This window comes from Campylobacter concisus, from assembly GCF_902460545.1.
Lineage (GTDB): Bacteria > Campylobacterota > Campylobacteria > Campylobacterales > Campylobacteraceae > Campylobacter_A > Campylobacter_A concisus_AE.
Window position 1 is genome coordinate 150,777 of the sequence record NZ_CABPUE010000001.1, and the last position, 14,015, is coordinate 164,791.

Here is a 14,015-nt window from a genome sequence, read left to right on the forward strand (position 1 = left end):
GTAAATTCTTTTATTTATATAAAATATTTTTTAGCTATAATCGCGTGAAATTTTAAATGGATTGATTATTAAATTTAAAGGACTAAATATGCAAAACGTTGGTATAGTCGCAAAAATAAGTGGAAAAGTATTTGTAAAACGCAATGGAAAGTTGATCGCACTAAAACAAGGAGATGAGATATTTTTAGGCGATGAGATCATAACACAAAGTAGTGGTGATACAGTCGTTATAAATTTCTACCACGCTTCTCCTATCACACTACTTGAGCCTCAAACTATTATCATCACAAAAGAGCTATCAAAGGTAAATTTTAACATGCAAGGTAGCGAAGCACAGATAGAAGAAGATAAGAGAAAATTTCTTAGTGAGAATGAAGAAACAAAAAATAAAGGCGAAGACGACAACTCTCACAACGCAAGCCATAGTTCTCATGGCTCGAGCCACAGCAGTAATTTTGCAAGTATAAGTGGTTTAAATTTTGATACGCAAGGTCATATCTCAAATATTGTTAGTGTTGATGCTGGTGCGGTTGTGCTACCTTTTACATCAAACGAGTCAGCATTGCCACATAGCTTTGTTGGTTGGGCAGTATCAGCGGTAGAGCAAAAAGAGAGTGCTCCGGTTATTGTGGCACCAAGTGTTAGAATTTTAAAAGACATTGATGGCGACGGCTATATAAATATTGCAGAAGCAGGCGGCGATGCAAATCATACTGGCATGGCGGTTACTTTTAATAATGACTTCAAGCCAAACGACAAAGTGACATTGGAAGTTGTAAATAACGGTGTAAAGACCATGCTTGTTTATAAGGTTGATCAAGCTGGCACAAGCGTGATAAATATAAATAATCCAAGTGAAATTTTACCTATTTCGTCAAATGCCACAAACCCAGAGCAAAAAGAATTTATCATTCCAAGTGTCGCTGTCACTCCAAATGCTACATTTAGTGTAAATTCTAGTATCACTCTGGAAAATGGCACTAACTCATCTGTGGCAAAGGTAGCTGCAAGTGTTGATACAATCACTCCGACTCTTGGCTTTAAAAAGGTCGTTTTAGGAAAAGATTTAAATGGCGATGGTGTCATAGACGCAAGTGAAAATAGTTTTAATCCAACAATTAGCACGCCAAGTGATGATGCTAAGATCATCTTGTCGCCAAATATGAAAATAGGTGATAAGATAAAGCTAACGACTACCGATCCTGACGGAACCTTACATGAAAAGGTACTGGTTAAAACATCACAAAACACGCTTGTAGATAAAGAGAGTGGCGAGAGCTATCCACTCACAAGTGAAAGTGGTGGAAATGTCGGTTTTAACGTAGCAAATGCGGTTAAAATTTCATCTTCAACGCCTACAAATGTAAATATCCAAATGATAAGTAAGTCGGGCAATCCAGGTGCAACTGAAACCATAACCATAGCAAACAACAACGATCCAATCGCTGTTTTTACTCTTGATGATAATAAAGATGGGATTATAAATTTAGCCGAGCTTACAAAAAGTGGTGGTACGGCCTTATCGATAGATATTTATATACCAAACAATGCCGTAGTTGGCGATAAGATCCGTATAAAAGTTGATGATCCAGCTAGCACGCCAACAAGTGTGACAAAGACATATACTATCGCACCTGACGGACTTAGTGCTACACTTGATGGTGGTACAGAGATCATTTCTATCGAAAATGGCAAGATCACAATCACTGATCCAACAAACTCGAGCGATCCAAGCAGAAAAAGGCTAAGTACGACGATCATTGACGGAACTACTGGCACTCCAAAGGCTTCAAGTGTGAGCGAAATTTCAAGTGACATAGTTGCGCCTATCAAATCCCCACATGTGCAGTTTGCAAAAGATAGCGATAAAGACGGCATTCTAACTAGCAAGGAGAGTGGTTTTAGTCCTGATGGCGTAAAAACATCTATAAAGATAAAAATTCCAAATGATACAAGAGATGGTGATAAATTTGAGATAGATATCATAGGAAGTGACGGCAAAACAGATAAGATTACTATTAAAATTTCTCAAAACGCATCTGGTGTATATAGTGCGACAAGAGATGATGGCGTGCCTATTAGTGTAAATAATGGCACTATAGAGACCACCACAAGGCTTTATGGGCTTACGACAAATTTTACAACTACATTTACTGACAAAGCTGGCAACAAAGCAGCCCCAGTCACAGACAAGATAACTCTAGATAATAGTATAAAGGTGCAGTTTGCAAGGGATAATGACGGTGATGGGTTGATAGATAGCATAACGACTCCTTCTGGCTCGTCATCGACTAAAAGCGATCTTGATATCTACCTACCTAATAATACAAAACCAGGAAGCAATATAAGTGTCACGATCTCGACTCCTACCATACCATCTGTGACTACAACCGTTAGGTATACCATAAGCGACGATGGGCTAACAGCCGTACCAAGTGATGGCTCAGCACCACTTCCAATAACTGGTGGTAAATTTAGCATACCAGGTGTTCCTATTTCTATGGATCATTCTACGCCGGTTAGAGCGACTATTACAACTCCTGGCGAGGCTACAACGACTGATGGTGTCCGTGGTAGATTATTTGACTTTGGAATTTTAGAGTATATTGACGATGTAAAGCTTGCTACGCAGATAGATGGAGGGGTTATAAATATCGCAAAATACTTAAGGGCAGGAGATAATGAAAAAGTTATTCAGAAAAATAACTTTGATAATGAGAGCAAAACTATAAAAGAGTACAATATTTCGCTTACTAACGATGAGCAGCCAAATATAGTCTTTGGTGTAGACCGTGCTCCTGGAACCAAGCTTCGTTTGGCTCTTGAAGATGATCTTGGTAATGCTAAAATTTTACCAAACGGACAAAACTATATAGATCTAGTTGTAGGTGCGGACAAGCGTGTAAATATGGACTTTGAAGCGCTTGGGATAAAGCTAGATGAAAGATACTCAAATATTAGAGCGACTGTTTTAAAAAGTGATGAAACAAAAGATGATGATCTCTTGGTTCGAGTCGATCTTGATGCTACTCCAGATGCGATAGGCACGCCAAATGCCACGTCTAATGTTACTAGTGTAGATATTTCAGGTAGTATCGGAACCGACTCAAATGGTAACAACACTCTTAATAAAAATACCATAAATAAAGTTGATCTTTATGATTTGCTAAATTCTGTTCACAAAAGCTCGTCTCTTGATAATACACATAGCTATTCTGAAAATTTTGCCCTATCAGCCAATAGTACTGGGGCAAATTTTATGATAAAAAATTCTGACGCCGCAGGAAACGTATCTATTAGCACTGTTACATTTATTGGCAACAGCGGTCTTGATGCTGATATGTGGTTTTACAACTACGTAGATCCGTCATGGAGAGCTAGAGTTGGTAACAATTCTGGTGTTTATAGTACGCGAGGAGGTAAGTCTATTTATAAAGACTATATGGAAATTTATTCCCCAAGTGCCTCTACTACCTATGATGTTGTGCAGTTTGCTTCAGGAACATACTATAAGACTTTGTCTAATCAAGGAAATATGCATGCGGAGGACCTAGCTAGAGTTGGTAGACACGGAGATAGTGCCTTATACGATGCGTCTAATCCATATGCACCAAAGAAATTTAGAAATGGTGTCGATACTGCTGCTGGCACTGGTGATAACATAGGCTTTGCAAATGGTGTTTTAAAAGGTAGACCCGGCAACTATACTCTTGGTGAGTCAAATCCTGTTGGTTCTGATCTTGTTATGAAGATGAATGGCTGGATATATGTAAGTGCACCTGGAATATACTCTGTAAGAGCAGCAGATTTGCATAACTATGCAGAGCTTACTATAAATGGAACGACACAAAAATTTGGAAGTCCAACAACATATATAAACCCGACGACGGAAGCATCGTATGGTAAAAATGGTCAGTGGTGGAGTAGGGATTTTACATTTGATAAAGCTGGTTTTTATAAACTTGATATGGAGTATATGGACGGAACTGGTGAGATGAACTTATCTTTATATATGCTTCCAAAAAGTATAGCAAATACTTATGGCCCTCAAGATCCATATCCTTCATCTATGCTAGTTGGAGCACAAGGTAGCGGCACGCATCTCTTTAGTAATAATTACGTTGAAGCACTTATTCAAAATGGACATTTAAAAAAGATAGGGACTACAAATTCTTACGAGCTAAGTGACGCTAGTAAATACGGCGAATCAAATTTTGGCGATCTAGTATATCTAAGACAAAAGGGTGATATAAAAGGTGGCAACCTAGACGATGCCTTTGTTTATAGTAAGGGTAGAATGATAGATGGCAGAGGCGGCGTGGACACTCTGATAGTCGTTGATGATGTGGATTTTTCAAATTTAGATAACGTTAAAAAGATAAATAACTTTGAAAAGATCCAGCTAGGAAGTGCTGATCAAGCGGTATCTATAAAATTTAGCCCAGATGGTGTCTTTGATATTATTGATAGCAGAAACACAAGGGATGCAAGCAATAGTGTAGCTAGTGAGAGCGTAAATACAGTGCTAAAGGTAATAGGCGACAGCAAAGACCTGGTACAGCTCACACATGACTTTGTAAAAGCTACAAAAGCTGATGTTGCTACGCTAAATAGAAAACATAGTGTTGTAGGTGACATATATAACAAAGTAGATGTCACAAGCGAGGGTGACGCAGTAAATCAAGTCTATAAAGCGACATTTAATCGCCAAGAAACTATCAATGGAAATACAATAAACACAAGACACACTGTTTTTCTTGAGATTCAAGATGGTGTACAGGTCGATCTATTATAAGAAATTTAAATTTATAGAAGCAGGTTAAAGCCCAAAATTTCTCTTGGGCTTTATAAATTTAGATAGCTTTTATCATCACTTTCGTTAATAGCTCTGAAAATTTAGCTGGATTTTCTAGACTCATGCCCTCATTTAGCCTTGCCATATCAAGAAGCAAAGGCGCTATGTCATAAACCATCGCCTCGTTTTTCTCTAGTTTGGCAAAAATTTCATGATCAGCGTTGATCTCCAAGATCGGTTTAACTTTTGGAGCGTTTGCGCTTTGTCCCATTTGTTTAAGCATCTCTTGCATAGCATAATCGGGATCGTTTTTGTCGTAAATTAGCACCGCAGCCGAGCTTGATAGTCTTGAGCTTAGTCTTACATCCTTTACCTCGTCTTTTAAAATTTCTTTCATTTTAATAAGCGTGTTTGCAACCTTGCTCTCATCGATCTTCTCACCGCTTTTGATCTCATCATTTATATCAGCGTGTGAGACTGATTTTAGAGGTGTTTTGTCAAATTCATTGACCATTGGCATTACGATCGTGTCGATCTCTTCATCCATAATAAGCACTTCTATGTCGTTTTTCTTAAAGCTTTCTAGAAGCGGCGAATTTCTTAGCATATTTTCATTATTACCGCTGATATAATAGATCGATTTTTGATCCTCTTTCATTGCCTCTTTGTACTCTTTTAGGCTGATTAGTCCATCTCTTTTTGAGCTTTTAAATAGACAAAGATCTAAAATTTGCTCTTTTTCTGCGTTAAATCCGTAAAGTCCCTCTTTTAAAACCTTACCAAATAGTTTGTAAAATTTTATGTATTTTTCGCGGTCGTTATCTTTTAACTTTGCAAGCTCGCTTAAAATTTTCTTCACGCTTTGCTCTTTGACACTTCGCATGATCGCATTTTCTTGTAAAATTTCACGGCTAACGTTTAGTGGTAAGTCCTCAACATCGATCACACCTTTGATAAATCTAAGATACGGTGGCAAGAGTTCTTTTGCGTCATCAGTTATAAAAACCCTTTTCACATAAAGCTTCACGCCACTTTGATAATCAACCCTAAAAAGATCAAACGGCTCAGTACTTGGCACATAAAATAGCGTCGAGTACTCAATCTTGCCCTCAGCTTTTGTGTGTATGTAAAGGAGAGGATCGCTACTGTCGTGAGAAATTTGCTTATAAAAGTCGTTGTAATCTTGCTCTTTTAGGCTAGCTTTATTTAGCCTCCAAAGCGCATTTGCCTTGTTTATCTGCTCATTTTTGGTCTCATAAGAGCCCTCTTTTTCGCCTTCTTTTGGAGCGACATAGCTTTGTTTATCCATAAATATCGGATAAGGGATGTGATTTGAATACTTCTTGACTATCTCTTCTATACGCCAAGAATTTGCAAACTCATCATCGTTTAAGTGTAAGATGATGTCCGTTCCAAAGCTATCTTTTTTAGCATCTTCGATCTCATAGCTTTTTGCATCAGATGTCCATTTATAGGCTTTGTCGCTAAGTGCTCGTTTGCTTATGACCTCGATTTTGTTTGCCACCATAAATGCTGAGTAAAAGCCAACACCAAACTGACCGATCAGCGAGCTATCCTTTTTTGCATCGCCGCTTAAATTTTTCATAAAACCTTTTGTGCCACTTCTTGCGATGGTACCTAAATTTGCGATGAGCTCGTCCTTATCCATGCCGATACCATTGTCGCTGATGGTTAAAGTCTTAGCTTTCTCATCTACTTTGATGTCGATCCTTGGAGTGTAGCTTAAGCTTTTATACTTTTCATCAGTTAAGCAAAGGTAGTTTAGCTTGTCAAGAGCGTCATTTGAGTTTGAGATGAGCTCTCTTAAAAATATCTCTTTGTTTGAGTAAAGAGAGTGGATCATCAAATTTAAAAGGTCATTGACCTCGGTTTGAAATTCAAATTTATCTGCCATTTTTCTTTTCCTTGTTTTAAATTTTTGGCAGATTATAACACAAAGTGATAAAAATATACTTAACCTTGATAGTATTACTATCAAGGTTTTTAAATTAATTTTTTAAAATGATTTCAAAAAAGTTATAGTTTATGAATAAAATAATAATGATAATTTATTAATTATTATTAATTATGCATTCTTGTATAAAGTTTATTTAAAATAGTGCTATAATCAAGGCGAAAATTTTTGGAAAAAGGAGACAAAATGAATTTACGAAGTATTTTGGTAAAAGTTTCAGCAACGATTGCTACGGTTTTGGCAGTATCTATGACATGTTTTGTTGTATATACGTCAAATATTTTAGAGCGCGAGATAAAAGATGGTGTGCTTACTACAGTAGAACAAAACGTCCAGCTTGCTATGAATACGGTTAAATTATTTGAAAAAGATAATGTAAGTAGTGCAGAGCTAATAATGAGTGTTTTTAAAGAGATGATTGGAAAAATTTCAACTAATCACCAGATGAGCAAAACTGACAAATACGAGGCGATAGATCTAATATCTCAAAATGGTATTTTAAACAACAACTACGATATTCTGGATAAATTTAATAAAGCTACAAAAGGTGGAATTTCAACCATTTTTGCAAAATCAGGTGATAATTTTTTAAGAGTTAGTACATCGGTGACGAAGGCTGATGGTAGTAGAGCTGTTGGTACGATGATTGACAAAAACGGTCAAGCCTATAAAAATATCATAAATAAAGAGAGGTATATAGGCGTTGTAAATTTATTTGGACGCAACTATATGAGCATTTATGATCCTATTATTGAAAATAACGAGGTAATAGGAATTTTATTTGTTGGTTATGATCCTACCGAAGGATTAAACAATATGAAAAAGACTTTTTCTGAGATGAAACTTGGTAAGCATGGATATTTTTCTCTTTACAATACTAAAACTGGAAAATTTGACTTCCATCCAACTAAGGCAAATCAAGAGCTAAGTAGTGAATTAAAAACTACTATGGATAATATTGTTAAAAAAGGAAAGGGTATTGAGCCTATTATAATTGATGGGGTTGACTGCATAGTTGCTTTTGAGTCATTTGATAAACTAGACTGGATGGTTTTAGGTTCAGCTGTTACTGATGATTTTTTAACACCACTAAAAGTAGTTAGTAAAAATTTCATCATAGCAAGTATCATAGTTACCTTACTTTTGATAGCTGTTTCGATGTTCTTGCTTAAGAAGATGGTTGCAAATCCTATTGATAGACTAGGAACAAATTTAAATGCAATAACATCGGACTTTACAATTAAAATTCCTATTTATGGTAAAGATGAAATAGCTAAAATAAGTAAAGATATAAATGATTTTATTGAAAGAATAAGGGTATTAATAAGTGATACAAAGCACCTTTCAAGTGAAAATAGTTCCGTTGCAAATGAGCTTAGTTCTACATCTCTACAAACAGGCAAACGTGTAGAAAAATCAACTGAAATAGTAGAAGAGACAAATCAAAGATGTAAAGTAATGCAAGAAAATATGAAAGAATCTTTAGCAGTAGCTCAAGCTGGCAAAGATGACCTTCAAAAGGCTAGCACACATATAAAAACGGCAACTGAAGCTATAAGATCACTATCATCGCAGATTATTGACTCTGCTAATGTAGAAAATCAAATGGCTGATAAGATCGATCAGCTTAGCCGTGATGCCGAGCAGGTAAAATCAGTTCTTGTTGTTATCAATGATATAGCTGATCAGACAAATTTACTTGCACTTAACGCAGCTATTGAGGCTGCAAGAGCAGGTGAGCATGGACGTGGCTTTGCCGTTGTTGCTGATGAAGTTAGACAGCTAGCTGAGAGGACTCAAAAGAGTTTAACTGAGATAAATGCTACTATTAACGTCATTGTTCAAGCGATCAATGATAGTAGCGAGCAAATGGGTATCAACTCTAAGCAGATCCAAGAGCTAACTCACGTGGCAAGTGACGTTGAAAAAACTATAAATGTTATGAGTGAGACAATGAATAATGCCATAGTAATGTCTGATAAGACTATGCAAGACTACATCGTAACTGGCAAAAATGTAAATGAGATCATGGAAGGCATCTCAAATATCAACCAAATTTCATCTGAAAATGCTAGAAGTGTCGAAGAGATAGCTTCAGCAGCAGAACATCTAAACAAGATGACAGATGCATTAAATTCAAAACTTAGTGTCTTTAGAACTTAAGAACCTGCCTCTAAAGCCAATATTTTTAGGTCTAGCGGAGAGCTAGACCTTTTTAAATTTATTGATAAAAATTTCTAGTACAAAATCAAAATTTTATAGATAATGATATAGAGTAGGGGCTTTGCAAATTTGCAAAGCCAAATTTATTTTCTATTTTCGTCTAGGACTTTTTGCATACTCTCTCTAGTCGCCTCTAGCCAGTTTTCTTTTGAAGTATCGACTAAATCAAGGCAAAAGAGCTTGATATCCGCTTTTTTAAAGCTAAATTCTTTTACTTTCATCGCGTCGCTTCCTACAATAACGATAGGCTGAACTTTTAAATTTAGCTTTTCAACTAATAGTTTTGCACCGCCCTTAAAAGGTAAAAGCTTATTAGTTTGAGATCTAGTTCCTTCGGGAAATATGGCTAAAACGCGACCATTTTCAACTCTATCTTTTGCTTCGCTTAAAAGCTTTATAAGTGAGTGTTTATTTTCACGTTCAACCGCTATCATTTTTGGTAAGCTTAAAATTTTACCAATTATAGGAATTTTACCGATCTGTGCCTTTGCGATCCAGCAGACATTTTTTGGGTGAAGCTCTTCGATGACGATGATATCAAGCATACTTTGATGGTTTATGAGTAAGATATTTGCCTCATCACTAAAATTGCCTATCACTTCAAGTTTATATCCACCAAAAAACCTTTGCGATCTTCCCCAAAATTTTCTTATGGCTCTATTTTTATCATTAAAAAGCCACATAAAAAAGACGACTAGAACAACGCTGATAACAAACTCAATAGCAAAAAATAAAGCTCTAATTTTTGACAAGATTATCCTTTTTTACCCAGCCAATCTTACCATCAGCAAATAAAATTTTTGAGTAGTCACCTTTTGTGTCTAAAATTTCTACATTTTCATTTTTACGGGATGTGTAAAAGATGGTTGAGTTTTTTGTAGGCAAGATCGAAACGCTAATATCTGGTTTTAGAACAGCCTTACCAAAAGGGTTGTAGGTATAAATTCCAAGTGCTATAAAAATGGCTGCTACGAAAAAGTAGCTAAGCCTTCTGCGCCAAATAGCTAATAATATAAAAATTACCGCACAAGAATAGATTATGACATCTTTATAGGTGCTAAACTCACTTTGTTTTGGATTTAGTCCGATTTGTGTGCTGACGTCGTCATCTTCGACACTCACTGGCAAAGAAAAGCTTTCAAATTTAGCCTTTTTTAGGTTGTAGTAGTTAAAGTCAAGCGATTTTTTATTTGGCTTAAATACTGCAAAATAATATGCACTTTGTGAGTTAAAGTCGCCATTTATCGTATCTACGCCTTGCTTTAAAATTGTCTTATTTTCTATATTAAAAGCACTTAGATCCACGTTGTTGCCATAAATTTCGACAACCATGATATTGTTTATATCATCAAATTTTGTTGTCTTAAATTTCTTAACTTCAAGATTATCAGCCACGATATGGTTGTAGTTTTCGTCACTTCTAAGCTCTTTTAGCTTTGGTAAAAAGATATTTATGCTTGAGCTTTGATAGTTTTCGCCATTTCTTTTTAGGGTTAAGCTAACTTTTAAAGTCTTTGCGTCAATGCTTGTTGCCTCAAGATAAAAAGTACCTACATATTTGTTGTCTTCACTTTTTACCCATTGAAAATTTTTCTTATTTAGCCATTTGATATTTGTTTCATCAAGCTGTGTCTCAAACTCAAACTCAAAGTCATTTTGCGTATCAGCCACTATCTCAACACTAAAAATTTCTCCTATAACAACATTTTTTGGCACATTTGTGGCTTTTAAAAGAAGCTCTTTTACTTTGATCTTATCATATACTTGATTATCTGGGACGCTAATGTCTGGCTCGTTTGTTGGCACGATGTTTCGCATCTGCTCTGGAGTGATACGCTCTGGCTGTGGTGATACAAATTTTCTTGAAAAATCTTGTTCTTTTGGTAGTTTTTGAGTTTTTGGATTTGAAGTAGGGCTATTTACAAATTTATCCTCCCTAGCTTCGTCCATCATGTCAAAAACGCTTACCTCATCAGTATTTACAGCAAATAAATTTAGTACGAGTAGGGAGATAAAAAGAAAATGTTTTACCAAACTAGACCTTTTAGCATCTTTATACCATCATCTGTACCTAAAATTTTCTCGCAAGCGCGCTCTGGGTGAGGCATGAGACCAAAAATCTTTTTGTTCTCATCACAAATTCCAGCTATATTGTCGACTGAGCCGTTTGGATTTGTTTCGTTACCTTTGGCATCACAGTATTTTAGTAATACTTGATCGTTGTCGTAAAGGCCTTTTAGAGTGTTTTCATCAGTATAATAGTTGCCCTCGCCATGAGCAATAGGGATATTAACCACTTCATTTTTGGCTAAATTTGCTAAGAATTTATTGTTATTTGAGATCACTTTTAGATGGTGATATTTTGAGACGAAATTTAAATTTTCATTTCTTCTCATCGCACCCTTTAAGAGTCCAAGCTCAAGCAGCATCTGAAAACCATTGCAAATTCCTAAGATATAGCCACCTTTTTTTGCATGCTCTTTTACAGCCTGCATAGCTGGGCTAAATTTAGCTATCGCAGCTGTTCTTAGATAATCTCCATAGCTAAAACCGCCTGGAAGCACGACCAGGTCAGCATCTATTTTATCTTCTTTGTGCCAGATTATTTGTGTTTGGCAGTCAAGTAGTTTAAATGCGTGAGCTGTGTCTTCTTCGCAGTTTGTGCCAGGAAAAAGTATGATCGCTACTTTCATAGCACGATCTCATAGTCTTCGATGACGGTATTTGCTAAAAGCTCTTCACACATCACTTTTAGCTGCTCGTTTGCTTTATTTTTATCGCTCTCGTCGATATCTAAAACGATTTGTTTGCCTATCCTGACATTTGATACACCGCTAAATCCAAGAGAATTTAAAGCATGCTCCACTGCTTTGCCAGCAGGGTCAAGGACCCCACTTCTTAATGCTATATTTACAACAGCTTTCATTTTTGTCCTTACGATAAAATTCTTCTTAAAACTTCTTCGTAAGCGACTTTTACGCTACCAAGGTCTTGTCTAAATCTATCTTTGTCAAGTTTTTCATTAGTTTTAGCATCCCAGAATCTACAACTATCAGGGCTTATTTCATCAGCTAGAATGATATTGCCGTCTTTGTCGATACCAAATTCTATTTTAAAATCAACTAGTTTTAGGTCTCTTTCGGCAAAAAATTTAAATAATATAGAGTTGATCTCTCTTGCTGTGTGTCTTAGAGTTTGAAGATCTTTTTCGCTCTTTACTAATCCCATAATGATACAGTGCTCATCGGTTACTAATGGATCGTGCAAATCATCATTTTTGTAGTAAAACTCAACAAGAGTAAAAGGTAAAACTGTGCCTTCTTTTATGCCAAGTCTTTTGCTAAGTGAACCAGTTGCAATATTTCTAACAACAACTTCAAGAGGTATGATCTCGCATTTTTTGACTACTTGCTCAGTGTCGCTGATAGTCTCAACTAAATCAGTCACGATGCCTTTACTCTCCAAAAGCCTAAAAAGCTGTGTTGAAATTTTATTATTTAATGCGCCTTTACCAGCTTCGTTGCCTCTTTTTTGAGCATCAAATGCTGTTAGATCGTCTTTAAATTCAGCCACAAGCAAATTTGCATCGTCTGTGGCATACATTTTTTTACCTTTTCCCTCGTAAATAAGCTCTCTTTTTTGCATGGAGATCTCCTTCTAATTTATTGTTTTATTTTTAAAATTTTGATCGTGTCAATTGCTGTTTTTAATTGAATATCTTCATCAACTTTTTTTTGCGTGATTATCTTTTTATCATCTTTTGCTTCAGTTTTATTGCCCTCGCTTGTAGGATTTATCTTGTTTAGCTCGCTTTTTAGGTGCGCTTTTAGCTCACTCTCTTTGATGCTAAACGCACTATCGTCGCTTTGTGGTACTTTACCAGGATGTACGATTACATCGGGTGTTACGCCAACTGCTTGGATAGTTCTGCCACTTGGCAAGTAGTATCTTGCGATGGTTAGCCTTAATGCTTCTGTATCGTCTATTGGAAGGATTACTTGAACGCTTCCTTTGCCAAAGGTATTTTCGCCGATTATTACAGCACGTTTATGGTCTTGAAGTGAGCCACTTACGATCTCACTAGCGCTAGCACTTCCGCCATTTACTAGTGCAACAAGCGGTAGTTTTGAAAGAGTTTTACTAGCACTTGCTTTATACTCTACATTCTCAGATGCGTCGCGACCTTTTTGAGAGACGATGACGCCGTTATCTACAAAAAGATCAACTAGATCAACAGCTTGATTTAAAAGTCCGCCAGGGTTATTCCTAAGATCAAGTATGATGCCACTTGCTTTTGGATACTCTTTGATCGCTTCTTTTACCTTTGTAACAACATTTTTGTCAAAATTCGTAACACGCACGTAAAGAATGTTGTCATTTTCTATCATTTTTGCATAGACAGACTCAACCTTTATTAGATCTCTTATGATCTTTACATCAAATGGTTTTTGCTCACCTTTTCGCAAAATTGTGATAGTTATTGGAGTTTTTGGCTTGCCACGCATTTTATTTACGGCTTCATCTATCGTTGTACCGATAGTTGAGTTGCCATCTATCCTTAAGATAATATCGCCTGATTTTATACCTGCTTTATCAGCTGGGGTATCTTCTATCGGTGAGATAACGGTTAGTGCGCTATCTTTCATACCAACTGTTATGCCAAGGCCACCAAATTCTCCACTTGTTTGCACCTGCATATCTTTGTAAGCTTTTTCATTTAAAAAGCTTGAGTGGGCATCTAAATTTTGCATTAAACCAGCAATGGCTTTATCGATGATCTCTTTAAATTTAATGTCATCAACATAGTATTTTTCAACGGTTGAAATTGTTTTTGTAAGCTTTGAAAGTGCTTCAAGCTTCGCACTTGCTTCGTCTTCACTCTTTGCAAAAAGTGCATTCACTGCTACACTTGAGATAAGCAAGGCACCTGTAATTTTTAGTGCAAAAAATCTACTAAATTTATTCAAAATTTCTCCTATAATTTTTGGCTCAATTCTATTAGCTTTTGGCTAAAAAAAGTAT

Annotated in this window: 8 protein-coding genes and 2 pseudogenes; 3 read left to right on the top strand and 7 right to left on the bottom strand. The window is 36.2% G+C overall.

Annotation, left to right across the window (positions count from 1 at the left end; genetic code table 11):
• Positions 1 to 88: 88 nt before the first annotated feature.
• Positions 89 to 4,795: a hypothetical protein gene (locus FZ949_RS00755; RefSeq protein WP_148790000.1), complete on the top strand. Its 4,707-nt coding sequence runs from the start codon at positions 89 to 91 to the stop codon at positions 4,793 to 4,795.
• A gap of 58 nt (positions 4,796 to 4,853) precedes the next feature.
• Here FZ949_RS00755 and htpG read toward each other — a convergent pair whose 3' ends face one another.
• The gene (gene htpG / locus FZ949_RS00760) at positions 4,854 to 6,710 is read right to left on the bottom strand and encodes a molecular chaperone HtpG (RefSeq protein WP_148790001.1); all 1,857 of its coding nucleotides are present in this window, start codon (positions 6,708 to 6,710) and stop codon (positions 4,854 to 4,856) included.
• 309 nt (positions 6,711 to 7,019) lie between these two features.
• Between htpG and FZ949_RS09700 the strand changes: the two are divergent.
• Together FZ949_RS09700 and FZ949_RS09705 are read left to right on the top strand one after the other, a co-directional pair.
• Positions 7,020 to 7,853 (top strand): annotated as a pseudogene (locus FZ949_RS09700) (Cache 3/Cache 2 fusion domain-containing protein); the annotation flags it as partial.
• Positions 7,854 to 7,880: 27 nt separating this feature from the next.
• A pseudogene (locus FZ949_RS09705) lies at positions 7,881 to 8,933 on the top strand (methyl-accepting chemotaxis protein); the annotation flags it as partial.
• 143 nt (positions 8,934 to 9,076) lie between these two features.
• On the opposite strand, the gene FZ949_RS00770 reads toward FZ949_RS09705, so the two are convergent.
• Genes FZ949_RS00770 through FZ949_RS00795 form a run of 6 tightly spaced genes read right to left on the bottom strand, consistent with a single transcriptional unit; the run spans position 9,077 to position 13,972 of the window.
• Complete coding sequence (locus FZ949_RS00770; RefSeq protein ID WP_223154721.1) at positions 9,077 to 9,751, bottom strand: lysophospholipid acyltransferase family protein; 675 nt, start codon at positions 9,749 to 9,751, stop codon at positions 9,077 to 9,079.
• Complete coding sequence (locus FZ949_RS00775) at positions 9,732 to 11,027, bottom strand: SH3 domain-containing protein (RefSeq protein ID WP_107953782.1); 1,296 nt, start codon at positions 11,025 to 11,027, stop codon at positions 9,732 to 9,734. Before FZ949_RS00775 ends, FZ949_RS00770 begins: the two co-directional genes overlap by 20 nt.
• Entirely contained in the window at positions 11,021 to 11,686 is a 666-nt protein-coding gene (gene purQ, locus FZ949_RS00780) for a phosphoribosylformylglycinamidine synthase I (protein WP_148790002.1), read from the bottom strand. Before purQ ends, FZ949_RS00775 begins: the two co-directional genes overlap by 7 nt.
• A complete protein-coding gene (gene purS / locus FZ949_RS00785; protein WP_087577064.1) occupies positions 11,683 to 11,919 on the bottom strand; it encodes a phosphoribosylformylglycinamidine synthase subunit PurS in 237 nt (78 codons plus the stop codon). The genes purQ and purS overlap by 4 nt, the downstream gene beginning before the upstream one ends.
• Before the next feature lie 8 nt (positions 11,920 to 11,927).
• Positions 11,928 to 12,638 carry a phosphoribosylaminoimidazolesuccinocarboxamide synthase gene (purC, locus tag FZ949_RS00790; RefSeq protein WP_103624883.1) on the bottom strand — a complete coding sequence of 237 codons (711 nt, stop codon included), beginning with the start codon at positions 12,636 to 12,638 and terminating at the stop codon, positions 11,928 to 11,930.
• 17 nt (positions 12,639 to 12,655) lie between these two features.
• Complete coding sequence (locus tag FZ949_RS00795) at positions 12,656 to 13,972, bottom strand: S41 family peptidase (RefSeq protein ID WP_410369078.1); 1,317 nt, start codon at positions 13,970 to 13,972, stop codon at positions 12,656 to 12,658.
• Between the last annotated feature and the right edge of the window lie 43 nt (positions 13,973 to 14,015).